Source organism: Nocardia sp. NPDC001965 (assembly GCF_053594175.1).
Genome location: NZ_JBSFDZ010000060.1, coordinates 1 through 25,821, shown reverse-complemented (window position 1 = coordinate 25,821; position 25,821 = coordinate 1). Strand labels below are relative to the sequence as shown.

The 25,821-nt window shown below is 64.9% G+C and carries 32 protein-coding genes; 11 read left to right on the top strand and 21 right to left on the bottom strand.

Annotated features, from left to right (window positions below; genetic code table 11):
- The 7 genes from ACWCPQ_RS33725 to ACWCPQ_RS33695 form a co-directional block, all read right to left on the bottom strand.
- On the bottom strand, window positions 1–1,433 hold a 1,433-nt coding region (locus ACWCPQ_RS33725), incomplete at its 3' end, for a hypothetical protein (protein WP_449906797.1).
- Between the two features lie 68 nt (window positions 1,434–1,501).
- Window positions 1,502–1,924, bottom strand: coding sequence for a hypothetical protein (locus ACWCPQ_RS33720; protein WP_449906794.1), 423 nt, complete (start codon window positions 1,922–1,924; stop codon window positions 1,502–1,504).
- Window positions 1,921–2,553 carry a hypothetical protein gene (locus tag ACWCPQ_RS33715; RefSeq protein ID WP_449906791.1) on the bottom strand — a complete coding sequence of 211 codons (633 nt, stop codon included), beginning with the start codon at window positions 2,551–2,553 and terminating at the stop codon, window positions 1,921–1,923. The genes ACWCPQ_RS33720 and ACWCPQ_RS33715 overlap by 4 nt, the downstream gene beginning before the upstream one ends.
- Entirely contained in the window at window positions 2,550–4,673 is a 2,124-nt protein-coding gene (locus ACWCPQ_RS33710; protein WP_449906788.1) for a hypothetical protein, read from the bottom strand. Before ACWCPQ_RS33710 ends, ACWCPQ_RS33715 begins: the two co-directional genes overlap by 4 nt.
- Window positions 4,670–5,407 carry a hypothetical protein gene (locus ACWCPQ_RS33705; RefSeq protein WP_449906786.1) on the bottom strand — a complete coding sequence of 246 codons (738 nt, stop codon included), beginning with the start codon at window positions 5,405–5,407 and terminating at the stop codon, window positions 4,670–4,672. Before ACWCPQ_RS33705 ends, ACWCPQ_RS33710 begins: the two co-directional genes overlap by 4 nt.
- Window positions 5,404–5,574, bottom strand: a complete 171-nt coding sequence (locus ACWCPQ_RS33700; protein ID WP_449906784.1) for a hypothetical protein — start codon at window positions 5,572–5,574, stop codon at window positions 5,404–5,406. The genes ACWCPQ_RS33705 and ACWCPQ_RS33700 overlap by 4 nt, the downstream gene beginning before the upstream one ends.
- Window positions 5,575–5,896: 322 nt before the next feature.
- Window positions 5,897–6,049, bottom strand: a complete 153-nt coding sequence (locus ACWCPQ_RS33695) for a hypothetical protein (RefSeq protein ID WP_449906781.1) — start codon at window positions 6,047–6,049, stop codon at window positions 5,897–5,899.
- A gap of 144 nt (window positions 6,050–6,193) precedes the next feature.
- Between ACWCPQ_RS33695 and ACWCPQ_RS33690 the strand changes: the two genes are divergently transcribed.
- The 6 genes from ACWCPQ_RS33690 to ACWCPQ_RS33665 all read left to right on the top strand — a co-directional run bounded on the left by ACWCPQ_RS33690 (window position 6,194) and on the right by ACWCPQ_RS33665 (window position 10,566).
- Window positions 6,194–7,039, top strand: a complete 846-nt coding sequence (locus ACWCPQ_RS33690) for a GntR family transcriptional regulator (protein WP_449906778.1) — start codon at window positions 6,194–6,196, stop codon at window positions 7,037–7,039.
- A 23-nt stretch (window positions 7,040–7,062) separates the two neighbouring features.
- On the top strand, window positions 7,063–7,995 hold the full coding sequence (locus ACWCPQ_RS33685) for a glycosyltransferase (protein WP_449906775.1): 933 nt from the start codon (window positions 7,063–7,065) through the stop codon (window positions 7,993–7,995).
- 67 nt (window positions 7,996–8,062) lie between these two features.
- Complete coding sequence (locus ACWCPQ_RS33680) at window positions 8,063–8,854, top strand: ParA family protein (protein WP_449906772.1); 792 nt, start codon at window positions 8,063–8,065, stop codon at window positions 8,852–8,854.
- Between the two features lie 149 nt (window positions 8,855–9,003).
- Window positions 9,004–9,162, top strand: coding sequence for a hypothetical protein (locus ACWCPQ_RS33675; RefSeq protein ID WP_449906769.1), 159 nt, complete (start codon window positions 9,004–9,006; stop codon window positions 9,160–9,162).
- 205 nt (window positions 9,163–9,367) lie between these two features.
- Window positions 9,368–10,303: a replication initiation protein gene (locus tag ACWCPQ_RS33670; RefSeq protein WP_449906766.1), complete on the top strand. Its 936-nt coding sequence runs from the start codon at window positions 9,368–9,370 to the stop codon at window positions 10,301–10,303.
- Between the two features lie 2 nt (window positions 10,304–10,305).
- Window positions 10,306–10,566, top strand: coding sequence for a replication protein RepB (locus ACWCPQ_RS33665; RefSeq protein ID WP_449906763.1), 261 nt, complete (start codon window positions 10,306–10,308; stop codon window positions 10,564–10,566).
- 267 nt (window positions 10,567–10,833) lie between these two features.
- Here ACWCPQ_RS33665 and ACWCPQ_RS33660 read toward each other — a convergent pair whose 3' ends face one another.
- Window positions 10,834–11,607, bottom strand: a complete 774-nt coding sequence (locus ACWCPQ_RS33660) for a HEPN domain-containing protein (protein WP_449906760.1) — start codon at window positions 11,605–11,607, stop codon at window positions 10,834–10,836.
- 195 nt (window positions 11,608–11,802) lie between these two features.
- Here ACWCPQ_RS33660 and ACWCPQ_RS33655 point away from each other — a divergent pair, with 195 nt between their 5' ends.
- Both ACWCPQ_RS33655 and ACWCPQ_RS33650 read left to right on the top strand, forming a co-directional pair.
- A complete protein-coding gene (locus ACWCPQ_RS33655) occupies window positions 11,803–11,958 on the top strand; it encodes a hypothetical protein (protein ID WP_449906757.1) in 156 nt (51 codons plus the stop codon).
- Window positions 11,959–12,061: 103 nt separating this feature from the next.
- A complete protein-coding gene (locus ACWCPQ_RS33650) occupies window positions 12,062–12,493 on the top strand; it encodes a hypothetical protein (protein WP_449906754.1) in 432 nt (143 codons plus the stop codon).
- A 68-nt stretch (window positions 12,494–12,561) separates the two neighbouring features.
- On the opposite strand, the gene ACWCPQ_RS33645 is transcribed toward ACWCPQ_RS33650, so the two are convergent.
- Window positions 12,562–14,238 (bottom strand): PIN domain-containing protein, encoded by a 1,677-nt coding sequence (locus tag ACWCPQ_RS33645; protein ID WP_449906751.1) that lies wholly within the window; start codon window positions 14,236–14,238, stop codon window positions 12,562–12,564.
- A gap of 174 nt (window positions 14,239–14,412) precedes the next feature.
- On the opposite strand from ACWCPQ_RS33645, the gene ACWCPQ_RS33640 reads away from it, so the two are divergent.
- The 3 genes from ACWCPQ_RS33640 (at window position 14,413) to ACWCPQ_RS33630 (ending at window position 16,600) form a co-directional block, all read left to right on the top strand.
- Window positions 14,413–14,976, top strand: coding sequence for a recombinase family protein (locus ACWCPQ_RS33640; RefSeq protein WP_449906748.1), 564 nt, complete (start codon window positions 14,413–14,415; stop codon window positions 14,974–14,976).
- Window positions 14,977–15,239: 263 nt separating this feature from the next.
- Window positions 15,240–16,070, top strand: a complete 831-nt coding sequence (locus ACWCPQ_RS33635; RefSeq protein ID WP_449906745.1) for a hypothetical protein — start codon at window positions 15,240–15,242, stop codon at window positions 16,068–16,070.
- The gene (locus ACWCPQ_RS33630; RefSeq protein ID WP_449906742.1) at window positions 16,070–16,600 is read left to right on the top strand and encodes a hypothetical protein; all 531 of its coding nucleotides are present in this window, start codon (window positions 16,070–16,072) and stop codon (window positions 16,598–16,600) included. Before ACWCPQ_RS33635 ends, ACWCPQ_RS33630 begins: the two co-directional genes overlap by 1 nt.
- A gap of 395 nt (window positions 16,601–16,995) precedes the next feature.
- Here the strand turns inward: ACWCPQ_RS33630 and ACWCPQ_RS33625 are convergent, their stop codons facing one another.
- The 12 genes from ACWCPQ_RS33625 to ACWCPQ_RS33570 form a co-directional block, all read right to left on the bottom strand.
- Entirely contained in the window at window positions 16,996–17,505 is a 510-nt protein-coding gene (locus tag ACWCPQ_RS33625; protein WP_449906739.1) for a hypothetical protein, read from the bottom strand.
- Window positions 17,502–17,843, bottom strand: a complete 342-nt coding sequence (locus tag ACWCPQ_RS33620; RefSeq protein WP_449906736.1) for a PadR family transcriptional regulator — start codon at window positions 17,841–17,843, stop codon at window positions 17,502–17,504. Before ACWCPQ_RS33620 ends, ACWCPQ_RS33625 begins: the two co-directional genes overlap by 4 nt.
- A gap of 75 nt (window positions 17,844–17,918) precedes the next feature.
- Complete coding sequence (locus ACWCPQ_RS33615; RefSeq protein ID WP_449906734.1) at window positions 17,919–18,266, bottom strand: hypothetical protein; 348 nt, start codon at window positions 18,264–18,266, stop codon at window positions 17,919–17,921.
- 138 nt (window positions 18,267–18,404) lie between these two features.
- Window positions 18,405–18,608, bottom strand: a complete 204-nt coding sequence (locus ACWCPQ_RS33610; protein ID WP_449906731.1) for a hypothetical protein — start codon at window positions 18,606–18,608, stop codon at window positions 18,405–18,407.
- A 1,957-nt stretch (window positions 18,609–20,565) separates the two neighbouring features.
- Window positions 20,566–20,859 (bottom strand): hypothetical protein, encoded by a 294-nt coding sequence (locus tag ACWCPQ_RS33605; protein ID WP_449906728.1) that lies wholly within the window; start codon window positions 20,857–20,859, stop codon window positions 20,566–20,568.
- A 46-nt stretch (window positions 20,860–20,905) separates the two neighbouring features.
- Entirely contained in the window at window positions 20,906–22,546 is a 1,641-nt protein-coding gene (locus tag ACWCPQ_RS33600) for a hypothetical protein (RefSeq protein ID WP_449906725.1), read from the bottom strand.
- Window positions 22,546–22,884: a hypothetical protein gene (locus ACWCPQ_RS33595; protein WP_449906723.1), complete on the bottom strand. Its 339-nt coding sequence runs from the start codon at window positions 22,882–22,884 to the stop codon at window positions 22,546–22,548. The genes ACWCPQ_RS33600 and ACWCPQ_RS33595 overlap by 1 nt, the downstream gene beginning before the upstream one ends.
- A gap of 153 nt (window positions 22,885–23,037) precedes the next feature.
- Window positions 23,038–23,364 carry a hypothetical protein gene (locus ACWCPQ_RS33590; RefSeq protein WP_449906720.1) on the bottom strand — a complete coding sequence of 109 codons (327 nt, stop codon included), beginning with the start codon at window positions 23,362–23,364 and terminating at the stop codon, window positions 23,038–23,040.
- Window positions 23,358–23,999 carry a hypothetical protein gene (locus tag ACWCPQ_RS33585; RefSeq protein ID WP_449906718.1) on the bottom strand — a complete coding sequence of 214 codons (642 nt, stop codon included), beginning with the start codon at window positions 23,997–23,999 and terminating at the stop codon, window positions 23,358–23,360. Before ACWCPQ_RS33585 ends, ACWCPQ_RS33590 begins: the two co-directional genes overlap by 7 nt.
- Before the next feature lie 29 nt (window positions 24,000–24,028).
- Window positions 24,029–24,943 carry a hypothetical protein gene (locus ACWCPQ_RS33580; RefSeq protein WP_449906715.1) on the bottom strand — a complete coding sequence of 305 codons (915 nt, stop codon included), beginning with the start codon at window positions 24,941–24,943 and terminating at the stop codon, window positions 24,029–24,031.
- A 30-nt stretch (window positions 24,944–24,973) separates the two neighbouring features.
- A complete protein-coding gene (locus tag ACWCPQ_RS33575) occupies window positions 24,974–25,162 on the bottom strand; it encodes a hypothetical protein (protein ID WP_449906712.1) in 189 nt (62 codons plus the stop codon).
- On the bottom strand, window positions 25,159–25,821 hold a 663-nt coding region (locus tag ACWCPQ_RS33570; protein WP_449906709.1), incomplete at its 5' end, for a hypothetical protein. The genes ACWCPQ_RS33575 and ACWCPQ_RS33570, both read right to left, overlap by 4 nt.

Sequence of the window (25,821 nt, the reverse complement as noted above, 5' to 3'; positions counted from 1 at the left end):
TCGAGATCGTCCACCGTCCGGAACGCGGCGCGCAGGTCTTCGCGCAGGTTCGTGTTCTGCGCCAGGACCTTGTCCACGTCCTCGTTCAGCTTCTCGATCCGGGCGGCCAACTCGGCATTCTGCCGCTGCACTTCGTCCTGCTCGGCCTCCGCAGCGATCCCGATACCCCAGGAAGCAACCCGGTCCTGCACCTCCTGGCGAGGACCGCGCACACCCAGCAGCGGCACCCGCCCGCGACCGTTGCCGTTGTCGGTGAAAACCTCGACCTCGATCGCGCTCTGCGGATCGGTCTGCATGCGCTGCAACCCGGTCCGGGCCCACACCGCAGCCCCGGCCGCGGAATCGTGCGAGGAAGTGGTGACCACTTGCCCGTACTCGTCGCTGTAGGAGATCGACGCGGTGATCTTGCGGGGATCGGCGCCGATCAAACCCGGAACCTCGTACGGGCGAGATATATCCGCGGTCGGTTCGGCAGCCGCGGCCGCCGTCTCGGTCCGCTCGGTTTCCGACAAGCTCTCCCGCCAGCGCTGCACGTCGGCGCGAACATCCTCACGAGTCCCGAGCTGGTGCAGCACCGGGACCGCGTCGATGCCCATGCGTCCCGGCTCTTCGGCCTCGACCGACAGCTTGACCGTCTCTCCCGCTCCCACCTGGGTTTCCAGGTGCTCGCTGAGCCATTCGGAGGCCTCGGACTGGGTATCGTGCGACGCGATCGTCACCGTTCGCGATCCCGCGGTCGGATAGGTCTCCAGCGAGGTGTGCACCAACGGTTCCGACCGAAGATCATCCTCCACACGGGGGATGAAAACGGGTGTTTTGGCGGCACGCTGATCGCCCCGCATGCTGTCGGCGATCTCGCGGACCTCGTCACGGGCCCGGCGCATCGCCTCCCACCCGGCCAGACGTGCCTGCTCGCTCTTCTCGGCCAATCCCAGCCGCAACCGGGACAATCCGCCCTCCACCCGGGCCCGCAATGCATCCACTCCGGCCTTCGCGCCGAACGCGGCCGGCGGCTTGATGGTGGGCCGGAAATGCGCGGCCCGCAGAGACCTGACCGCGCTGCCGCGCTCGGTCTTCATCAACCCGGGCGTCACCTGGATGTACCGCTCCAGCTGATTCCGCTGAGCGGCCAGGGCCTGCTGGCGGCCGAACCAGTCGCTCATCTCCTCACCGACGCGCACCTGATGGCCGCCGAACACCTCCTCGCGGTGAACTTTGATCGCGGAGGTGATCTCGGCACGCAGCCGTTTGATCGCCTCCCGCTCGCGCCGACGTTCCTCACGCAGCGCCAGGTTGATCTCGCGGCGCACGCTGCGCGGGACACGCACGGCCTTCGGGTTCTTCGCTCGCCAGGTCCCGATGATCCCGGTAACCCGTTGAGCGACCCGGGCCGATTCCTGGCCGATCTCGTCGACTTCGTTTCGTTCCGACATTCAACTTCCCTTCCATGCTTGCTAGCTAGCTTGGTAGCTAGCTGCGTATTTACCGTCGTGAGCTGGTGCTATCCGATGCTGCGCAGCCTGCGGACGCGGCGACGGACGGTGATCCAGGAGGAAGCCGGGTACCAGAGCTTGCGGCCGGCCAACCGCGTGACCTGGGTCAGACCATGACCAACGCCGTGGCGAACCCCGTCGGCCATCTGCCAGGCGCTGGGGGAGCCGAACGCGCGCCAGAACATCCACGCGACCACCCCGGCCGCCCAGCCCAGCAGCGGGAACACCGCAGCCGCCGGGATACCGGAGGTGATCAGCAGAATGCCGAGGATCATCAGGACGACCAGGACCGCGATCGCTCCGCGGGCGGCCCGGACCTTGCGGCGGACACGCTGCGCCTTGGTCATGGGCGCATTGCGGTCCGGGTCGATGCCGCTGTCTTCCAGCAGCTGCCGCATCTCGGCGTCCCAATCGGTGCTGAACGTGCTCATTCCTGGTTCTCCAAGCTGTCGTCGATGTCGGCGGCGTCGGTCGCGGTGGCCTTATCCGCGGGCATCAGGCCGTATGACGGCCATTCGTCGATGTGGCTCCGGACCCCGGCGGCGGCGGTTTCCATGCGTGCGTTGTCGAGTTCGGACAGGGTCTCGATGTGCTGGAACCGGAAATTGAACTCGGCACGCAGCGCATCGAGGTGTTCGATCCACATCTCCACAGCCGAGGAGTCCGCGGTGTGGTCCGCTCGCCACAGGGGCCTGCGGGCCCGCCGCAGATTCGCTTTGGCGTGGGTGATCTCGGCGATCAACTGCCGCACCGGCAGTGAGGCCAGCATGAAGACCTCGCCGTCGAGCAGGTCGATGTTGTACCCGGCCGCCGATTCGAGATACATGGCGCGAGCCGGGAAGTAGTCCGGCAGATCCACCGTCCCGGTCTTGTACTGCTTGAGCCGATGCAATTCGGCCTGCTCGGCGCTGGTCAGCGGCTCCACCGGCCCGGCCGGCCGCGAGTCGCGGAACGCCTTGTCGTCCTTGGCCCGCTGGTATTTGTCCCAGGCGTAGAGAACGCCCAGGACCGCGGCGTCGGCAGCGAAGACAACGGCGAAAGTGCGGATGGTGGTGTTCATGCGGTTTCTCCCAGATTCGGTTCTTCGGGGTCCTCGTCGGCGTCGGTGTCGGTGTCGGTGTCGATGAGGGGCTTATTGGTGACCGGTGTCAGCCGCGCACGCGGCTCCACCGGGGTCTTGCGGGTATCGGCGGTCTGTTCGATCGGTTCCACGTCGTCGGGGTTGATCGGGACGATGACGCCCCAGACCGCGCGGCGGCCGTGGACATAGACCGCTTCGCCCTTCTGCATTTCACGCAGCCGGTCCGGATTGACCAGGTAGGAGTCGCTGACGCCGGTCGATCCTTCATCGCCGTGGCGGCCGCCCAGGGTGTGCCGGGTGGCCTCGGACTTCGGCATGGTGCCGAAAATCTTGCTGGCTTCGTCGGCGCCCTCGTTGCGCATCAGGATCGCCCCACCCGAAGCGCCGACCATGATCCGGCGGGCGATCTCGGCGTTCGGAGCCAGGCCCTCGAAGGACTGGGCGTTGAGCATGCACGACAGCGAGTACTTGCGTGCCCGCTCCAGGATCTCGACGACACCGATGTCGCCCTGGGCGTCGTTGACCGCAGACAGTTCGTCCAGGCCGAGACGGATCCGGCGGCCGTGGTCACCGCTGGCGGCGTACTTGATCAGCATTTCCAGCACGGTCGCGGCCTGAGCACGGGCAGTGTCCTTCATCGTCGTGCCCGGAACCCGCAGGTAGATCGCGTCGAAATCGTCGAAGGACTTCCCGCCGTCCAGGGACGGGCCGAGTGAATCCCACACGTCGCGCAGCATGCCCGCGACGCTGGGCACCATCGGCGGTTTCGTAGTGCCGAACCCGTCGATCTCGTCCTGGATCGCCTTGTCGTGCGGGTAGAGCGCCTTGAGCGTTTTCGATGAGGCCAGCCGGGCGAAGAGCTCGGCGCGCGAACGCGGCGGCGGCACCGGGCGGCCGGTGTGGGCAGCGGTGCCCATCGCCAACCGGATCACCCGTCGGCGGCCCTTGAAGAAGTACTCCTGCGCCGAATCGCTCGGCGGGACCGGGCATACCGTCTTCTGCAAGATCTCGGTGATCTGCTCGGTCTCCAGGCTCCACAGATCCAACGACGCCTGGTCCGGCCACAGCCCGATCCGATCCGGCTGCACCCCGAGGCGGGCCATCATCTCCACGAATTCCCGGCCGGTCTTCGGGTCGCCACCACAGTCGAGCATCACCAGCAGCGGCCGCGGGCCGCCGTGCAGATACTTGATCCAGTCCGCGGTGAACAGTGCCGCGCCCACCCGCTTGTAGGTGGTGGTCTTGCCGGATCCGGTGTTGCCCAACACGACCAGGTGCTCATCGGCGGCCGCCAACGGCAGCGTCATCAAACCCTTGTGGCGAGCGAACAGGCTCGACCACACCGACCCCGGAGTCGGGTTGCTGTCCTGGCTGCATACCCCGAGCACGATCGCGTTCGGCACCGGCCAACCCACCGTCAACGGCACCGCAGCCTTCGCAGCCTTGCGGGTCGCACGGGCCTTCGCAGCCTGGTGACGGCGCTGGTGACGAATCGTCTTGCGCGGCGAACCGGCCAGACCACCCTCTACCTGCTCACGGTGGCGAGCCCACCAGAACATCGCCGCGGTCCAACCCACCGGGATAGCCGAGATCGCGACCGCGGCAACCCCACCGAGGATGAACCCACCACCGAGCTGCACCGCCTGGGCACCCTCGGAGAGAAGATCCAGCGGCGCGGACCAATCCCGGTCGATCACCACCGCACCGAGCGGCATCGCCATCGACCCGAACGCCCAGTTCCGGATCTCGCGGGCTTCCCAGCCCTTGCTGCGGGCCACCTGCACGATCCCGATCCCGGCGGCCGCGGCCAGACCAGCCCCGGTTCCGGCCGACAACGCCATATCCAGCACCGAATCCACACTCGGCGCCGAGAAATCCCAGCTCGGAGGGTTCCAGCCTTCCGGCGGCATCACATGCTCGATCGGGCTGGAATTCGCCGGAACGCCATCGACCGGCGCAACCGGAGCGGGAACCTGATCGATCGGCACCTGCTGCATCGGCACCTGCTGCGGCACAGCGGCGGCCGGGGGAGCGGGCACAGACTGTACGGCGCCGGCGCAGTCTTCGGCAGTGAGCATCGGAACGCAATCGCGGCTCATGAGCGGACCCTCCGTCCCCGCAGGATCTGGTCCAGGTCCCGCACGTGCAGGCCCTTCACTCGATCCGGGCCGTGTTCGGCCTTCAGACGCTCGATCGCGCGCTCGACGTGACCGCGGACCTGCTCACCGCGGCAGAAGTAGATCACCCCGGACACCGGAGTCCCGGTGGCCTGGTCCTGCAACAGCTTCGCGGCCTCCAGCGAGGTCAGCAGCGTCGATTCCATCCGGCCCGCGCCCTTCTTGACGCTCAGCTCGCACTCGACCGCCCAGCTCTTCCCGCTGTCGTCGGTGAATACGGCATCGTGGCAATACGGCACCGGCGCCGCGATATCACGCTGCCCGCTGGTATCGGCGGCCGCGCGACGCAACAGCCGCTCCGAACGCCACGCCTCCGGATTGGTCGTTGTACCGGTCAATGCCAGCCGCAGTTCCGCCAGCGCCCGCACGTGTGCGGCCGTGCTCGGCCGCACGGTCCACGGACCCGGATCCGAGCCCAGCATCGCGTGCGCGGTCGACCGGGTGGGGATCACCCAGAGCGGGCCCTGCTTGCTGCCGGGCGCATCGACGTGGGCCTGAACCCGCTCGATCTTGCCCATCCCGCCCAGCTTCTGGACGATCTCGTACGCCCGCGACTTCCGGACGCTGTACCAGTCGCCGACCACATCGACCGGCGTCCCGTACTGCTGGGTCAGCCACTCCAGAAACAGCTGATCCCGTGCGGTAATCCGCTTCACTCTTCCTCCTCGATCAGTTCCTGCCGGATCTCCCCGGCCCGAATCGCCCTGGCGGCCGCGAAAGCCCGGCACGGACCGGCCATCGACCGATCCGCGGCCTCGATCGCCGCCGACTCCATGTCCTCCACCGGCGAGGCCAGAACGGCCGTTCTCATGCGGGTTGTCATCGCGCCACCTCGGACGCCGGCGGGACCACTACGCCGGTCTGCGGCACCCATACGCACCCCGGAGCGGGGGCCGAATATGTCGAACTCGCAGGGCATGCATTGCGGCTGGCCGGAACGTTCGGGGCGTTCTCACCGAGCTGCACACCGCAGCACGCACCGGCGCTGAACAGCACCGCACCCACCAGAACCGGAAGCTTCCACCGATCCGGCGTCGCCTCGATCGAGCTGCTCACCAACGCGTTCGAGTCGAATGCGCGGCCGCCCATCGCACTCAGGTCGTAACCGGCCTTGTCTCGCCGGCCCGGCCGAGGCCGCTGCCCGGTCACCGCACCCACCGCCGATTCCGCAGCCAGGTGGACAGGACCCACCAACTACCCGCAGCGAGGGCCACCAGCATCAGCACTGTCCCCACAACCTGAGGCGCAACCAGCGCGAATACGACCACCCCCAGCCACAACCCGACCTTCATTCGCACTGTGCGACCTCCCTTTTCGGTTCCCGAAGCCCGGAAAAACTCCGGACTGCTTATGCAAGTCAATAGTGACCTAAGTTGCCTATGCAAGTCAAGAGTTGTATAGGCGGCTTATGTAAGAAGCTATCTAGGCTCTAAGCTGGTCATATGAGTGCAATCGACCCCGAAGACCCGCGGCCTCCCCGCCGCCAGCTTGCGGACATCCTGCGAGCTGCGATCCTCACCGGGAAGTTGCGCGCGGGCGAAAAGATCCCCTCAGGGCCCGAGCTGGCCGAGCGCTATGGCGTATCGAAGGTGACTGCGCAGCAGGCCGTAGCCGAGATTCGCAACGAGGGCCTGGTGTTCTCCCGGCAGGGCAGTGGAGTGTTCGTCCGGGAGCGCACCCAGAAGCCCGTCGGACTCCGCCCCCACCTTGAGCGGGCGTTCGTTGAGCCGAACGTGACCATCGATTTCGCGGGATTCGCCGCGGAGACCTTGCACGGCGCGATCTCCGAACCGTTGGACAAGATTCGCGATGGACGTTTCCGTCCGGAGTCGATCACCGTTCGAATCCTGGTCCCGGATCCCGAGTCCCCATGGGCGCTCCCGTCCCGCGCGTCGGATCTGGCAGACAGCCCCGCCTTCCGCCGGCGCATGCAGCGGATCATGGAACGCCACACCTTCGGAATCGTCGATGAGGTCCTGGAGCTCAAGCGCATCGGGCTGGTTGAATCAGCGTCCGTTCAGATCCGGCTCTACCCTGCGGTTCCGCTGTTCAAGGTCTACATCATCAACGAGTCGGACGCGTTTTTCGGCTTCTATCCGATCGAGGAACACGAACTGCTGCTCGACGGCGAGTCCACGGTGATCCTCGACCTGGTCGGCAAGAATGCAACGCTGTTCCACCTCGAAGCCGATCAGGCCGACCAGGAGTCGTTCAAAACGCAGTTCATCGACCAGTGCCAACGCTGGTTCGACAGCGTGTGGAAAATCAGCCGCGAACTCCAGCCCTAGAAACGAGCCCTCACCCTATGTCGATGACGATCGCCAACCTCGGCGTTGTAATCGTGACCTACAACAATGAGATCGACCTACCGCACTGCCTGGACGCACTCCAGGTCAACGCGGCAGGTGCTCACGTTGTGGTTAGGGACTGCGGATCCTCGGACGGAACCACAGCCGTCGCTCGACAGCACCCGGCCGTCGACAAGGTGATTCCCGGCGCCAACATCGGCTTCGGAGCTGCGTCCAACGACGCTGTTCGGGGGTTCGACCGCACTGTGGAGATGATCCTGTTCCTCAACCCCGACGCCATAGTCGATTGCGATCTCTCCGAGCTGCTCAAGCACATCGAGCAGCTCGGAGAATTCGGATGCGTGGGCATCCAGCAGAGGTCACTCGAAGGCGATCTCGTCTGGTCCTGGGATCTGTTTCCGACACCAGCGCTCGAATGGCAGAAGGCACGACGCATGCCGCTGCACCAGCGATCGCCGGCGGGCTACACCGAAGATCGGCGGGTTGAGTGGAACATGGGAGCATTCATGCTCATCCCGCTCGAAGCGTTCCAGGCCGTCGAGGGCTTCGATGAACGATTTTTCCTGTTCTACGAGGAGATCGACCTGTGTCAGCGATTGGCCGCGGTGGGCCGGCCAACCTACTACGTCAACAAGTTCCAGTACCGGCACGACCGGAGCGACAAGGCGACGTTGTGGCGTGAGGTTCTTCGCCTGAACTCGCGGCGTGAGTACGACCGAAAATGGCTCTCCGGGTTCGCAACGCTGCAATGCCAACTTGCACAGTCCTATCGGTGGCTTCACGACGCCGTCCGGCCATCGCGGCCGCGAGACCGACGCCTCGTTGTTCCCCGACTCCTGGCGACCTGGAACCTGATTCGTGCGATCGTCCCGCCGGATAGCATCGGCGCCGATATCGACTCCTGGCAGGCTGTACGCCCCTTCTGGAAGTCGTGAGCCCACTCGGCCCGACTCGGTTGCCGGATATAGCTAGCACGGTAGCTAGCTGACGTACAGTGCTGGTGTGAGCGATCTGGAAGTGCTCGCCGTCTACAGCGAGACTGGCGGCGCCACCAAAACTACGACCGCGGTTTCCCTCGCGGTGGCGGCCGCGCTGCGCGGCTGGCGCACCGTGCTGATCGATCTCGATCCGCGTGCGGCAGCCACGAAGTGGACCGATGTCGAGCCGCGGGAACCCGGCCTCGATGTGTCCGCCATCCTCGCCGATCCGGATCCGGACGGCTGGGCCGAAGACCTCGCCGTACCGTGCCGATGGGATCAGGTTCCGAATCTGCGTGTGATCCCGTCAGCTCGTGCGGTCAGCAACCGGGAGAAGACCAGCGAAGATCACGGCGACATCCGGCTCCGGCTCGCCCTCAATGGCATCGCCGCGGACAAGGTGGTGCTCGATCTGCCGAATCGGCAGGGTGGGGTCATCATCCAGAACGCTCTCGAAGCGGCCACCCAGGTCGTCTATGCCGGAAAGCTCGACGAGGACGGCCTGGACGGCGTGGAGGGCGCCCGCACCTCGGTGACGCGGTTCAAGAAGCATCGCGCCGCCCTCGGTGCCGTGGATCGACTGACCGAGACCGGCATCATTCTCGGCGCCTGGCGCGACAACATCCCCACCCGCGACGCCCGCAGGGCAGAAGACGAGTTCACGGCCGCGTACGGCGATCTGGTGCTCGACCCGAAGGTGCCTGAGCGGGTTATCGTGCGCGAAGCTCGCTCGGCCGGTGATTACTACGGGTTCTATCCGAAGGGCGAGATCGTCCACCAGGCCTACGACAAGCTGGCCGGAAAGGTATTCGCATGAGCAGCCAGACCGATGATCGGCCCGTACCTCGCAAGCGCACGCCCCGGCCCGCTCCGGACGCCGAACGCGATCCCATGGACACGACGCCGGCCGCGACAGCACCCTCTCCGAGACCGGTGAAGTCGACCTCGCGCCCGAGGAACGTCACGGTGACACCGAAGCCCGATATCGACTCCCGCGCAGTGGTGCAGCTCAATGTGCGTGTATCCGTCGAAGTGGACGATCACCTGGCCGCGGTCGTTGCTGCCACCGGCCGCACCAAGCGTGAACTCGTCGAGCTGGCAATCCTGTCTCTCGACATCCCGTAACCAGCCCAGTGGCTCCTTAATCGAGGGAGGCACTTACCATTTTATATGCATTAATACGCATATGCGTATATAAACATGTATTTCGATTAGGCTCGGCGCGTCCTACTTCATCACCCGGTTTTCAGGCGGCCCGGATGGAACTACCTGATTAGGCTCGGCGTGTCCTACTTCATCAACCGAGGTTTATCGGGCAGACTGCCGGACCATGCAGATCGAGGTCGATGAATGGGTCGACGTAGATACGCCGACCCTCCCGTTCGAGGAACACTGGCTTCCCAAACGGCCGTTAGCCAGCCAGACGAAGAACAGCCCGTACTACCGGATGTCCCGCGAACGCGCATTGACCTTGCCCTACATCGAGTCGAACCCGCTGGCGATGCGATCCCTGGTCATCACCGACCACGATGGCGGCCGGGCAGATGAGATCGCCGGGTTGTGCGGGCTACCCGTGCCGTCCTACATCGCCCTGAACCCGGCAACGAAGAGCGGCCATATCGTCTACGCACTGGCTCATCCCGTATGCCTCACCGACGCCGCCCGGCGGCGACCCGTCACGATGCTGAGCAAGATAGAGGCCGGCCTCAACGATGTGCTCTCCGGAGATGTCGCCTACGGCGCCCGGACCACAAAGAACCCCCGGCACATCGACCACATGACGCTGTGGGGCCCCAACTACGCGGTCTACGAACTCGCCGACCTGGCGAAACCCCTCGCCGAACTCGGCGCCCTGCCGAAATGGACAGGAACACGAGAGCGCCGGCAGAAGCTCACCGCCAGCACCACCGGCCGCAACGTCGACCTGTTCGACCTCACCCGAAAATGGTCCTACCGGCGACGCGGCGATCACCAGGTCCTCAGCGTGTGGGAACAGCTCGTCCACGATCACGCATGGGACAGAAACGTCGACACCATCGGTCCAGCCTTCAGCCGCGGCCCTCTCGATGACACCGAGGTTTCCCAGATCGCCCGCTCTATCTCCCGGTGGACCTGGCGAAACATCAAGCGCAGTTTCAGCGAGGAGCAAGCTCGCCGCGGCAGCCTCGGCGGCAAGGTGATAACGGATGCGAGGCGTGAAGCCAACCGACGGCGTGCGACCAAATACGATATGGATGCCATCGTCGCGGCTGCTCTGGAGGTGTAGTCATGGCTGCCAAGAATCCTGTTAAACGGTCCCGAACCGCCCGGGAGTTGGCCGAACAGTTCGGCACAACCGATCGCACCATTCGCCGGATGGTCGCCGAGCCTCGGGACTCTTATGAGGTCCGCGCGGCCGCGAAGCGTACCTACGCCCAACAGCTGCGCGCCGACGGCTACACCTACCGCCAGATTGCCGACGAAATGAACATCTCTGTTGGGTCGGTATCCAGCCTTCTACGTACGCGCCAGACAGCCGCGGCGAGCTGATTCGCGACGGCCGGTCGCTGAGGGGCCGGCACCTGTTTGGTGCTAGGGGTTCGGGTAGCAACCGCCGAAAATTGGGCGGATACGGATAGAGGACCTGGCCAGGGAGCTGCGGCCATCACCGATGGCGGACCCGGGATAGCGGCCCGATATCCTGGGTAGTGCATCTACTGACCTGCGGCGATAGCGCCCCACTAGTGCGCGAAGCGGCCCCGCTATCTGGGCCAGTCCCATATACGTTGATTTTCGGCCGATACTACGTCGACCCCATTATGTCTCAGCCACATCCTGTCGCCGGGACCGAGCAAACTCGACCATGGCCGCCACAGTGTCGATGATGTTCAGCGCCTCTGTGGTGTCGAAGGTCAGCTCACCTTCGCCGTATCGTGCGAGGTTGCGGTTGTCGTACAGCTTGCAAAACGCCTTCTCGAAGGCCGCCGGCATGGCGCCCTCCGCCACTTGCGCAGCGATCCACTCTTTCCGGCGATGATGTAGCCGACGGTCGTCCCATCCCGCAACCTGGATCAAAGTCATGACCGACAGTTCCGCGGCACCGAACAATTGCTCGACTGCCGGCTCAAGCCCCACGGTCTCAATCGTGGCCTGCGCTGAGCGAAGAAACTGATGCGCGCGGTCCACCAGCGGCGCCACGCGGACTACATTCGCCAGGTAGTCCATCGTGACGGCTCGACCGCCCTCGGCGGTGACGAATCCGGTCCAGGTCAGACGTGGGTCGACGCTATGGGGCAGCAGATCGGTGATCTGTCCGACAAAGTGCTCACTGGGGTCGACAATTTCGGCGTTCTGACCAGCTATCGCCCAGAAGTGCACGTCATCGTTGACCGTCACCCGCGCCGTCGTGCCGTCGAAGACCACCAGGGCCTGATGAACCTCGCTCGGCTCCAGCCCCAGCTGGGGCCTGATCCAGTGGTGGAAAATCTGGTCAATCACGTTCGAGACGAGTCCCGGATCCAGGTCTGGGTCGCCTTCTCGGATCAAGCCCATGGTGATGATCTGAGCCTGGATGTCGTCGGGAACTGTCACGAACCCAGTATCTCCCACTGCGCGAGCGGTTTCAGGCACATCGCGGTTCGCCTCCTGCGGCCCTGCGACCGGCGCAGCGGCCTGCCCCCGTCGCTGCCGCCGCGCCAATGAGGCAGCGACATCACGAATCTTCGAGGGTGAGGTGAAAAGTCCAGCCGATCAAGCCAGTCGGACGACCGGAGTACGGTTCGCGCCATGACAGAGCATGAGCTCAAGTTCCCGATCGGTCACAAAGGCGATAGGGCCGCTGAGGCGAAGATCCAGCAGCTCCTGGACGACCCGGACGTATTCAACGTTTCCCGGCACGAGCGGAGCGATGGGGATGTGGTCAAGTACTCGACTCTCGACTAGAAACCCGCGCTCTGACCGCCGGTAAGACCCACTTCCTCGCGGCTATCGACGGTCAGCTCTTTCTCCCCTGACCCCTGCACCCCCATTACGTACCTTGCCGCCCATGGATATGTGGCAAGCAATCGTGGTCGGTCTCGTCGTCGCAGCGACCACCGGCATCTTCAAACTTCTCTTCCCCTGGGCGAAGAAGAACTGGACACAGTGGCGACGCCGGCGAGCGGCGGCATCCGCGGCCAGGAAGCAGCGGCGCCAGCCCGCACAGTACGACCGGGCCCTGGCGCAGAAGATCGATACGGCCGAGGCCACCGGAGAACCCATTGCCGTCAGCCGCCGGGGGCACAGTCCGGTCGAGGCGACCTATAGCGACGGCAGCGTCCGGTACTTCTTCTGCAACACGGAGGACTACAGGGCGGCGATAACGACCGGCGGCTACGACCCGCGAACGTCCCACCTCCGCTCATGCTCCCATTTCGCACAACCAGAGGGTCGAGGAACGTCGGTGCGACACCCGATCGCGCGGGAAACGGCGCTATAGAGCGGGCATAGACCAGGAAGGCCGCCCAACCCCGTGAGGGGCCACATCTGAGCACTGCGCCCGAGACATCAGGGTTCGGCCCTCTTCCCCGTGGAACCCTTTCCACCGGCGGCCTTCTTGGACCCGGCTTGCTTGTGCGCGACCTTCTTGGCCGCACCCTTAGCCGTACCCTTCTTCGCCGGGGTCTTCTTGGCAGTCGCCTTCTTCGCCCCAGACTTCTTGGTGATGTCCTTGGACTCGGGAGTCTTCTTAGACTTCTGGGCAGGCTCGGCTGATGGCTCGATCTGATGTTTGGCCGCCGCAGGCCGGCGGGGCGCGGATGGCTCCCCTCGGTCCATCTTCGCGTCTCGTTCCATGGCAGCCCAGTGAACTAAACCGAGCTGCGCGCTCGGGTCTCGACCAATCATTGCGGTGCCCACATTGGCAAAGGCGGTGTCGATACCCGTCCCCGAGTAATACGCGCCGAGATTGATCGCGGGGGTGTCCACCCTCCCGAGGAAGCCCTGCAAGGCCTGTCCGATCCCTGCCGTTTCCGCCTGCCAAACTGGGTTCACGGTGCCTGCGAGTTTAGACCATGCTTCATTCCATGCCGGGCCGCCAAGGGCGCTCAGCATCCAATCCTGGGCTGCTCCCCTGGCTCGGGTTTCGGCATCTGCGCGGCTCCACCGTGCTCGCATCGGATCGTCGGGCAATGCTTCGGCGGTCGTGACGACGAGTTGGGAGACACTCCCATCGGGAAGAACGGTGAGATCGCCGGAGAACCGCAGCCACTTGTCGCGCATCGTTCCTTCGCCGGCAAGTTCGGTGGTGTCGATATCGACCTGGGTGTCGATTTCGAATCGGGCTCTCCACCCGCCAGGCCGACTGGTGTGCGCGCGCTCCTCGAAGCGCCAGCCCTCCCACTCTGGTTCCACAGCTGTTGCCACCCGGCCCATCTTGACGTTGAGGTCCAGGGCAGCCGTCCGGGGATCCAAGGGGAGGTTGATAACCCTATTCATCAGGGCTTCGATGAGACTACCCTTGTCGAGCTGAGCGAGAAGGCCCTGGAATTTGTCCTCATCGATGGGCTCGAACCTCGCGCTGAGGTTACTTACCAGCCGGCGCATATTGGTCACATAGTGAACTCGCTCCGCGAGTCCGAGGTCCGTCAACTCGCCCGCGAGCGCCGGGTGGAACGGGACCGACCAGTTGTTCAGATCACGACCCGCCAAACCTGGCGCCCCGAAGTCCTTGTGGTTATTGCTGACGAACCAGACCTCGGTGTCAGGGTCTTCGGCTGCGATCGCGAGAAGCGTGTGCCAGATGAGGGTGTCCCGAAATCCGTCCTTGGTCTTCTCGCCGGGCTCGTTGCACTCGTTGTACGGCGGCCGGCGGTAGATCGCACGCTTTGCGATGTCCATCCAGTCGATATCCTCCGGAGGAGCGACGACGCTTACGCCAAGTTCCTTGCAACGGTCCAGGAACCACTCCTCCAGCTGGTCGATCTTCGCCCTGAGCATGTCGGCCAGTTCCTGCTTCTGGCCGTCGAGATCGAGCATGTTCCCGATATTCAGAGCCTGGACCTTCTCCAGCTCCTGCTCCCAGCCTGCATGGAGAAGGTGCACAGTCTCATGGAGCGCTACGTCCGGCACGATGAGCTCAAGGTCCCACTCTTCCTGCCGGTCGAGCAGAGACTTCCAGGGGTTGAGTTCCAGATTTGGCGAGGCGCGCAGGACATTGGCATCGACGACAACAATCAGGGGCACAGTCCGCCATTCTCGTCGAGTGCGCGAGGTCGATGCGAACCGATCCGCCGATGTCGGAAAACGACCATTTGCCGACACTTTGGCGGCGGAGGCGAACGACCAGGTGCCGACCGTCGATAACTCGTGTCGGGAATCAATGTCGGATGTCGGTGCGCTCGAGTAGTTTCCGACAGCATGCTGATCGGATACGGGCGGGTCTCCACCGCCGAACAGAACCCGGCCCACCAGATCGACGCCTTGACCCGCGCCGGCGTCGCCGAGATCGATATCCACCTCGACACAGCATCCGGAGCGAAGGCCTCACGCCCGAAGTTGGACCTGGTGCTGAAGATCGCGCGCGAGGGCGACACCATCGTCACAACCCGGCTGGATCGGCTCGGCCGGTCGGTACTGCATCTGGTGACTCTCGGCGCCGAGCTCCGCGAACGAAAGATCGGGCTGAAGGTGATCGAGCAGGGCATCGACACCGATACCGCCGAAGGCCGGGCAATGTTCGGGATGCTGTCGGTTCTGGCCGAGTTCCAGCGCGAACTGATCGTCGCGAACACGCGTGATGGACTGACGGCGGCCCGAGCCCGCGGCCGGGTGGGCGGGCGCCGGCCGAAGCTCACTGCGGAACAGGCCACCATGGCGCAGCGACTGTACAACGAGCGGCAGCACACGGTGCAGCAGATCGCCGACATCCTCGGAGTGAAGCGCTCCACGCTCTACGGCCACCTTCGGCCGCAATCGTCCTGAGCGCCACTCGTCGCCAGGGCCCGAGTTCTGGAATCTATTCGGGCCAAAGATATTGCCTGCGCTGGTCCCCTGCACGACAAATGGACATCGCGGCAGAGGGAGCCATCCCACCGCTGACCGCATTATGTGGATGGAGTTTCAGGTGGTGTTTGATTCGGAGTCTCAGTTAATGTTTCAAGGTTTTGCCAGAGTGGCACCTGGCAGGCTAATCCCCCGGAACCTGGCAAGGCTAATCCCCTACGCCCGCTCGGTATCTTGATTGCATGAATGCTGACCCGTTCGCCGGCCTTGTCGACGATGTCGCGCTGGAACCTCAGGAGGCTCTCGCCGAGCTTCTGGCCAGCGCCAAGCGCGACTACGTGCCTGTGCGAAACGTCTTCGTGCAGCGCCCTTCGGGAGAGTCGAAGCGCGCCTCGACTCTATCGCTGTTCGTAAACCAGCGTCAGGAACGCGCTCTCGACGCGATTCTGACGCTGTATGCGCTGCAACCGGTGCTTTCCGAGGAAGATCCGCTTCCGCTCGGGGCCTGGGCAAATCTTCTGAGCACCCGCAAACCCTGTGGAATCACGACTGCCTCGAAGGCGTTCCGGGTGCTCGACGACATGGGGCTGGTTTCCCGGGTGCGGCGCGGTCACGGCACCGACATCATGCCGTTGCTCGAGGACGGGAGTAGGCAGCCGTGGTCCCGTCCTGGCTCGCAGAGCGGGGAAACCGCCAGGTTGGGTGGCTACTTCACGATTCCGCACGAGTATTGGACCGATGGCTACATCGATCGTCTTCGCCTGCCGGGCAAGGCGATGCTGCTGATCATGCTGAAGGAGACGCAAGGGGAGCCGCCGTTCGAGATGGCGGTCGAACGCGCGAGCCAGTGGTATGGGATCTCCGAACGGACCGCAGAGCGCGGATACGGCGAGCTGAGCGCGGAAGGGCTGCTGGACATTCATATCCAGCGTTCCGCCTCGCCGCGGTTGCCGAAAGGCGTGCTGCGCGAGCGGTATCACCGCGCGCTGCGGGATCCGTTCAGCACCAGCCGTCGCCGGAAACTGCAAACTGAGGCTCGGAAGCACTCCCGGCCGGCCGGGGCAGGTATGTGATGGCGGATCTGCATGCCTATCTAGACGAATCCGGTCGGCAGGGAAAAAACAAGTTCATGATCTGCGCAGCTACCGTCACCTCCGCCGGCACGGCCAAGATGAAAACCGAGATACAGAAACTGCGGCCGCCAGGATCGAGGCGCATTCATATGAAGAGCGTGGAGAAGAAGCTTCAGCTTTCGATCATCCGTGGAGTGGCTGCGCTGGATGCCCACAGTCACCTGTTCGTCGTGACCAAGCCCTGCTCCACTCGGGTGGCTCGTGATCTTGCACTGGGGGAAGCCTTCATGGCAATGCGCGAACTGGGGGTCAGCCGGGCTGTCATCGAGTCCTGCGACCAGGACAAGGAGGACCGCCGGGTTATCCATGGAGTGCTCGGCGCCGACTCTCCGTTGAACTACCACCACGAACCCGCCGGAGCCACGAACCCGCTGTTGTGGATACCCGACGTCCACGCGTGGGCGTGGGGACGCGGTGGTACCGCCCGCGAAGCAGTCGAACACCGTATCACCGTGCAGTACCTGACATGAGAAGAGCCTGACCCGGCGGGGTCAGGCTCCATCATCTGTGTGGGCGCGCAAGGCTGGAAACCATCTAGTGAGGCTGCCTGCATGGGTACTTACGCCCCGGAGACCTCCTACACGCACCACTTCCTGAAGCGAGAGCTCCAGACACCATCCAGTATCACGTCTAGCCACTAGACGAACTACATATAGCTTTCATGAAGGAGTTTCATAGTGGCACCTGGCAGGCAAAGAAGTAGTCCCTTGCAACCACATGTCACGATGCTAGCCCATTGTGACCACCCGGGCACCAGAACTCACAGAGGTTTGTCACCGACCACCTGGCCGCCGTCATCCACAACAACTGGGCCGACCTACCCGAGCACGGTCGCGGGCTACGTCGGGGGTAGAGGCTCAGCCGCCTATGCCCGACTCTTGATTCGGACGTGGGCGGCAACCTTCACTTTCCCGCCCTTCCCCGTCGCGAACCGCGCGTAATGAGCCCGCACTACTTGCGACTCCTTGTCTAGTTGCGGACGAGCCTCCTGATGCTCTTCAGGACTGCGAGCGAGCAGCACTCTGAAGAACGCACGCACCCATGTGAAGCGAGCTCTCGGCTTCACCACCCGCGCGGTCCGGGGAGCGCCGAATAGCAGCAGCGCAAAGGAAAACCGCAGGGACCACCACAGTCGGGTGATGGGCTGGTCTTTATGGCGAGCCATGATGCTGTCCATCTCTGGCAGCCATTCGTGGTCATGGAGATCTTTACGCAACTCGGTGGGCAACCGGCGGCGGGCGCCGCGGAGCACGAGATAGCCGATCCGATCTACCCTGCCCTCGATTTCTTTGCTCGCCATGGAGATCATTACTTGTCCCAGCACGAGCACTACAAGCCCACCGATTGCCAGCAGCGCCGCGTTAACGTTGTTCACCAAGCCCCTCCGGTGGCGGGTTTAGGGCCGAACCCCCAGGCAGGCGGCTGCAGACGGGCGCTCAGCGCGGCAAGTTCACGAGTCGCCGCCACGCTGCCCTCTGCAGTCAGCGTGTAGTACTTCCGGGGCCGACGCCCCTCTTTGACCGGGTCGATGTCCTCGAAGTGGCCGGCGATCCATCCAGCTTTCTCCAAGCGGGCCAAGATCGGATAGAGCGAGCCGCTGGAGATTCCACATCGCTGCATGAGGTCGAAGCCGTATCGGTGCTCAGCGGGGTCTTCCAGGAACTCGCGGAGAACGTTGGCGACCGTCGTCGTCATCCGTAACTTCTCGGGCATGACGCAACTCTACATTGGCCATTACCGAATATCTACATAGGGATAACGGTGCACAATCGACCTGCGGCCGAGTAGCTAACCTGCGGCCTGTTCGCCGAGCTTGTCGTCCAAAACGATCGGAGGGATCGGCTGTCCAGGGGCCGCGTTCGGGTCGACGGCGTCGATCACTTTCGCGACCTGGTCGTAGGTCCGGCGGGCAATAGCCTGCGTGCCCGAGAAGGGCGAGACAACCCGTTTCCGGGCCTTCTTGAGCAGGCCCACCAGGCTCACCCCCGACAGAGTGACTTCGACGAGGCCGCCACTCTGGGCCTTGATGCGGTCCTTCGGGACCCGGCCCGTGTCGCTATGCCCGTAGGAGTCAACGAACCATTCGTCGATCACAGCCCAGATGTCCCGGTGACAGATCAACTGAACGCTGCTCACCCCCGCCGCGCGCTCCATCCTCTCCCGATGAGCCTGTCGGCCGCTCCACCAACTCAAAATCCCCACATCTGACCCCATGCCTCAATATTGCCGGTTTCCACCGACAGTGCGCGGCGAAATCCACCACGCTACAAGGCTTCACGCCGATCCGACCTCTGACGATGCGGGCGAGTCGCCAGCGCGCACCAAGGCACCCAGCGGCATCGAGAATGGATACTTACCTGCAGCGTTCTCGTCGGTGGGTTCGATCACCGCACGGCTCTCTTCGGGGTCGACCTCGCGAACGACGAACCGGGATTCGCCGGTCTCGCCGATCTTCACGATGTCGCCGACCTCGATCATGCGACGAACAATAATCGAATGTATGTGCGATACGTGGGAGCCGGTGTATGAGATCCGTGGTCGTGTCGTATCGGATCCGTCGCAGCTCTATCCGGTGCCCGGTGGCATGGCCGAGCCCTCGCCAGTGTGGTGCCGGCACGGCCACCGACTCGGCCCGCGCCGCGTACTCGTCGGGTCGTTGCCGTGCCCGGCGATCGGCGGACACCACCGAACCCACACCTGCCGAGAATGCGGAGCGGTAATCCTCAATCCGCCTCGCGTTCATGGATGTGGGCACAGCAACAGAGACTGAATCAGGACCGAGCTGTCCACATCCGCCCATACATACTCACACCCGTGTATGGCGGCGTGCTACTCGAGTGTGAACGGATGAGGACGAGTCGAGCCACCCCACAATGCGGCTCGTACAACCGCGCAGCAGGCCCGATCCGCGGTATTCAACAGCAGGCCGATCTGCCCCTCGATGATTCGGTACGGTGTCCCGTCCGCCCGCACGGATATGCCGTCAGCCTCGACCAAGAGCAGAGTGCCCGCGGCGTGATCCCACGGCATCGACCGCTGATACAGAACAAAGCCGACCCCGAATTCGACTACTAGCTCCCCTCCCTACCTCGGTTCCGCACCTCCCCACCAGTTCCCCTTCCCCGAGGGAACTCCCTCCCCACCTCAGAAGGGGAGGGAGGGAAATCGAACCGCACACCTCTTGCACCATCCGAACTCCCCACTTCCCCGCCCCTGCGGAACTAGGGAGGGAACAGGAAACCTTCCCGGAGAACTCGGGAAACCGGATCCTCGCGCACCGGAATGCTCAGCTGTAGTGGAGAACGGATGATCGACCGGAGAGAACAGCCGTTCTTCCGCAACCGAATACGTTGCGGAAGTACACAGCTCGGGATACCTCTGGGCGGCCTGCCCCCGCGGCGAGCGGATCTCTTTCCGGGATCGGCTCGCCGGTCCCGCGCGGCCGCCAGGCCGCGGATACCCGGTACAGAGCGCGTACCTGGAGTGGCTGGTGGGGTTCCTCCGGTGTGGCCTGGGCGTCTGCCATCACGAGCGCGGTCGGCGTCAAGGGTGGCGCAGCCATCGCGCAGCGACGCCGTAGGCGCCCTTGATGTCGGCCGTGGTCGTGATAGCACCGGGGAAGGCTGCACCGGAGGAACCCCACCAGCACGCGCGACGAACCGCGCGAGCGCAGCTCGCGAACGTCGGCGCCCAGCGCCGACGCCTCACGCAACAATCTGAACCTCACTCCGCCTCTGGAAGCGACGCCCCGGCGTCGGACAAAAACGCAACCCACATGCCAACGCAAGATCCGCACCCAACGCAACCACCTCCCCACGCAACCACCCACCCACCTCTGTCCCCCTCCCCTGACCTGCCCCACCTACCGACTGTCTCTCCCTCCCCGAGGACACCAAAGACACACTTGTGGGTCTTTGGTGTCCTCGGGGAGGGAGAGACCCCACCACCCAAACCAGCAGGTCAGGGGAGGGGGACAGCGCTTCTGTATTACGGAATGTATCCCCGGGAAAATCCGGGGTTATTCCGTAGCTAATCCGTACCTTGAAATACCGCTCACCAGCCCGCGAGCTACTGCTCGCGGAGCCTCCAGGACACGCGCCGGGTTCCTCCGGTATGGCCTGATCTGAGGGCTATCACGGCTGTATCGGGCATCAAGGGCGCTCCTCCGGAGCGTCGCTGCGCGATGGCCTACGGCCACCCTTGACACCCGATACAGCCGTGATCGAGTCGCCATCAGGCCATACCGGAGGAACCCACCACCAGCCGCACCCGTCCTTCCAGCCCAGAAGAGATCCGCGGCCTGGCGGCCGCGCACGGGGCCAGCCCCGGACCCCGCCCTCGCCGGGAGGCAGGCCGCCCAGAGGTACCCGAAATACTCCTGACATGCGAAAAGGGCCGCACATCCGAAGATGTACGGCCCTTCCTGCTGTCGCGGCTACTGGGCTTGGTACTGCCTCCACATCGTCGGGAGCCGGCCGATATCGAACCGGAACCCGGTCTGTGAACCGATATCCCAGGTCGGATGCGGCTCGTCCAGCTCGGCGTGCGGGTGATCGACCAACCAGATCAGCGCCCGCCCGTCCCGCAGCCACGGGATCACGTCAAACCACAGGCCATCGACGTGGACCATGATCGCATCGCCGCTGACGGTGTGCGGGACGTTCCGGGCCACCAGCTCGGCCCGCAAGATCAGGAGGCGCACCCGTCGCCGGTGCTCGATCTCGTGCACCGTCCGGCGGTACAGATATGCGAACTTCATCATCGGCTCCAACCCGTCAGTCGAGCGCACGCGGGCCCGCGGACTTGTTCGCCGCGTCAATCGCTCGCTGGACGGTCGAGTGCGGCAATCCGATCTCCTTGCCGATACCCGTCGGGGACTGCCCGCGCGAGTGCGCCTCGTAGATGCCGACGAGAACATCGATCGGCTGGCGCGACCCACCGCGCTCGATCACCGCGCGCGCGAGCTTCGCCGCCTCCGCGCGCGACATCACACGCGCGAACGCACCGCTACCGCGCGCAGCCGCGCGCGGTGCATGATCGGTCGCGCGCGCAAGAGCACCTTCCACACTGCCCGAGCGCGCGCGGGCCGCGCGGTGACCGCGCGCGCGATCGGTGCCCGCGCGCGGGCCGAGTTCGCGCGACTCCGATCGGACCAGTGTCACCACCGGCCGCACATCGGACGAGCCTTCCGCGCTCTCGCGATCGGCGATCGGCGCGCGATCGGTTCCCTGTTCAGAGCCCATGTGCGCGGCGCGCGACTCCGAAGGTTCGAGATCGTTCGCGCGCGCGATCGAATCCAATTCGCGCGACTCATCCGCGCGCGCGGACTCCTCGTTGCCCGCGCGCGCAGAGGCATCCTCGCGCGCGATCGGCTCCAGGTCCTCCGCGCGCGGTAGGTCGCCGTCCGCGCGCGGTTCACCATCATCCGCGCGCGGAGCATCTGCGATACCGCGCGCGATCGGTGCAGGCTCAGCAATCGCGCGCGGGGCGCCTTCCTCGCGCGCAGTGCTGGCGGTCAGCGCCGCCAGTTCGCGATCGAGATCGTCATGCGCCGGCCGCGGATCGGTCACCTCGACACCGATCCGGGTCAACGCCGCGAGCCGGGCCTGGACGTCCTGCTCGTCGGTCTGGGAGAGCTTCGCCGTGGCCCGCTCGATCGACTTGCTGTACCGGGTCGCGATGACGCTGTAGGTGTGCAGAGCGGTGCCGATAATGACCGGCGCGATGATATGGGCGCCGATCTGCCCCCACTCCTTGTCCTTGAGGTACGGGAAGATGTTCAGCAGGACGGTCACACCCAGCAGCACGTTCTCGATGATCCTGGCCTTCCAGGGCTCTTCGATCACGTCCCACTCGGCGCTGTCGCCGGTGGACATCATCAACGCGATCAGCGTGCCGGAGATCAGGAACTCGATGCCGTAAGCCATCCACCACCACACATTGGCCGGCCCGCCGGTCGGCGCGATGTTGTGCTGCACGCTGACCGCACTGACCACCATCGCGATCACGAGAACGCTGGTCACGATGCGCAACGCGAGGGTCCGGCGCCGGTGCAGCCGCGCCACTTTGGTGTGCGGACTACTGCTGTGCCGCTGCTGAGCGATGGCCCGCTCGGCATCGATCAAGTCCCGGGCCTGCTGATCGGCCAGCTCGTCGACGGTGCGGCGCAGCCGGTTCGATGCCTTCTCCGCGGCGTCGACCTTCGCGAGTTCCTCGTTGCGCCGAGAATCTCGGATCCGCTCGGCGAGCTCACGGTTAGCGCGCAGCTCTCGCTCGGACAGCGCTTCCACCAGCGCCGGATCGTCCTGGTGCGCGAGCCGGTCCCGGGCCTCCTGAACGCGGTCGTGCAGGGGCGTCGAAACGATCTCAGCGGCCGACTCCCTGGCCGGGCGGCGCAGGAACGAAATGGTCTTCATCAGTGGGTCCTTCCTATGCGCCGCAGGTCGATGATCGAGAGCACGATCACGGCGTAGATGATCAGTGGTAGCCCCCAGTCGCCTCCATCCTCGAAACCGAGCTGCCGAGCGAAGTTACGAATCGGCAGGTAGGCCGTGACGAAGGTGAGAGCGAGTAGTACAGCGTGGGCGGCCGTGAGCACGGCGAAGAGCTTTCCGGCCACCGGAATCCGGGAGAACCCGACCAGGCCGATAGCGAGAATGAACGCCATCACCCCGGGCAAGGCTCCGATGAGCACCGCAGCGGCCGGTTCGTCGCTGTTGTGGTCGAGCGCGGCACCGGCTCCGGCCCAGGCCATCGCCGCGGCCGCCGTAGAAAGAAGCAGCCAGAACAACCCCGCCCTCGCGGAGTTCCTCGATGCAGGCTGGTGAATTGTGTCCACGATTTCTCTCCTGACACTGTGCTACCTGCCGAGCTAGCTAGCTAGACAGGTAGCACAGTTCATTGGTTGTCAGTGCAGCTCAAGCTCTAGTTCGAGCTGCGGGCGGTCGATGGGGTGCGGGAAATGGGTGATCCCGAACGGCTCGGGTACGGTGATCTGGCTGAACGGAGCATCCGGAATAGCGTACGAGCGCCGCTCCCATTCGGTCTGCCAACCGTGCTGAGCGACTTCCTGATATGTCCCGTCCAGTTCCGCGAGGATGGTGTGCTGGCGCTCGGGGTCCGATTCGAGCGCCAGCGCCGTATACAACCGTTCCTGCTCGCCCCACAGCGCGTTCTGGGCGGAGATCTCCTCGGCGCGGGCCTGCCCCTGCTGCGGCCGCGGCTCGATCACCATGGCGATTCCTCCATTTCGACTTCCGCATCCTGTTCGGCGCGGGCCTGCTCAATCTCGCGCTGAGCCAGCACCCGGTGGCACTCGTCGTTGGCGATAGCGTCCCGGTCTGCCCACCATTCGGTGTCGGTTTCGATCTCGGCCTCGAACTCGTGCCAGGCCGCCGGCCAGTTCGCCGGGTCGATCACCCGGTTGAGGCTGTTGCGGATCTCGCGGGCCTCGTCGTCGGATTCGGCCGCCCACAACCGACCGCGCAGCTCGTCGGCGTTGTCGTGCATCCGGTTCCACTGCTCGCGGGCCTGCTCGATCGGATCGAATGCCGACCGCGCGAACGCCATATGCCGCAGGTGCCGCGAAGCGAGGTCGTTGCCCGCGATCCCGACCCAGGAAACCTGTCCGAGCGCGGAATCGGTTGCCGCCCGCATACGCTGCGGATCCTGGCGCCACTGCTCCCGCAGGTCCCGCAGAGCCTCCCATTCGTCGCGGTGATCGCCGCGCGTCCACTGCAGTTCGATCTCGCCGACGTGCTCGATCATCACGGCCCGTTCGACTTCGTTCTCCCCGTGCGGGATCTGACTACGCATCCGGTCCCACTGGCCGAAGTCCCGCTTCATCACGTACTCGGTCTCGATATCCATTACTTCTCCTAGATAGCTAGATAGCTAGTTCACTCGTCTTCGGTCATCTCCATGACCTGCATGTCCTCGGATTCGGCGACCTCCTCCCCCTGCTCCTGGGCGGCCATCCGGGCGAGGATCTTGTCCCTGCGCAACCGGATCCGCTCCACCGTGCGGGTGGTGGTCCCGACCTCCTCCGCGATCTCGACGATGCTGCGGCCGCTCTCGGTCAGCGCCAGCACCTTCTCCTCGCGCTCCTCCCGGGCGCCGCGACTGGCAGCCTCCGGCGTGCGCTCGCACGGCGTCGGTCTCCCATCAGGGCGGTCGAGCTGGTCTTCGTCCCATTCCAGCGGCCGGGGCCAGCCCTGCCGCTTCCCCAGCGCCCGAGCCCGCTCAGATGACCCGGGCGTCAGCTGCAACTCGTCGAACAGCGTCCGTACCTGCTGATCTCGCGCGGCGGTCACCGATTCACCGGTCACCCGGGCCGAATGCGCCGACCGGCCCACCAGAGTCGCCAGCCCGTTCGGGTGCCCGATACCGAGCCGCTGCGCGAGGTCCTTCCGGGAGTGCCCGTCGGCGATCAGAGCCTGGATCCGCCGGCGGGCACCGTGGATCGGCACCCGCGAAGTCGGCGGAACCACATCGGCGGCCCGCTCCGGAATCGGCACCGCCAAGATCGCGGCCTCGATCTCCCGGGTAACGGTGACCTGGTGCGGCAGCCGCGACAGGTCACCCGTGCCGTGGATCCCGGCGACCAGCTCGATATGCCGGTCCTGCATTCCCGCCGCCCGCAGCCGATCCCGATGCGCCATCGCCCGATCGGGAGCCACACGGGCGGTAGGACGTGCATCCCAGCGCCCGTAGGCCTGTTCCTTCGCGCGATGACGCCGATAGCAGGTCGAGCACAGCCCGTGCGCGTGCGTGCTGGATGCTCCGCACCCGCATGCTGTGACCTGCTGTTTCATCACCTACTCCTTTCCTATCTGGCTAGCTAGCTAGCTTTCTTCCTCGGTGAGTTCGATTCGTTCCTGTTCGCGCTGGTGGCACTGGCACGCCCCGGGCAGCCACCCGCAACCGGAGCAGGGGATCCGCAGTTTCAGTGGCTGTCCGGACCGCAACCATTGGTTCGGCCGGCGCCCCGGGGTGTGCACCTGCGGCGCGGCCCGGGGCTCGACCCGCGTCACACCTCCTCCTCGACCAGTTCGATCACCGGCACTTCGTCCTCGGACTCCTCGACCGGTTTTTCGGCTTCGGCCATCCGGGCCTTTTCGGTCACCTGGGCCCTCTTCTCGCTCTGGTACAGCTCGCGGCCGCCCTTGACCCACCACTGGCCGAAATGGTGCTCCATCTGGGCCTGCGACTCGGCGGAGGCGTGGTGATGCTCGGGATTCTGTTCCAGATAGGCCTGCCATTCCTGCTCGACGACGGAGGATTTCTCGTCGTAGAAGGCCGCCTTCAGCGCCTCGGCATCTCTCTGCTGAGCTTCCGACAATTGCTGGGCACGTTCGGACAGCAGCCGCTGCTGGTTCTTCTGCAGAGCCCAGTGCCCCATCTCGGCCGGGTCCTCCCGAGTCGGCGCCGGCCGGGCCCGGCCGGTGTTCGGGGCGTTGCCGTTCTCTTGGGCGCGACGACGCTGTGCGCTGCCGTAGCGCTCGGATTCCGGAGTGGCCTGCACGAGTTTCTGCACGGCCTCATCACGCTCACCACGCATCCGGTCCCGCTCTGCGGTGGCGCCGGCCACCCGGCTTTCGAGATCGTCCACCGTCCGGAACGCGGCGCGCAGGTCTTCGCGCAGGTTCGTGTTCTGCGCCAGGACCTTGTCCACGTCCTCGTTCAGCTTCTC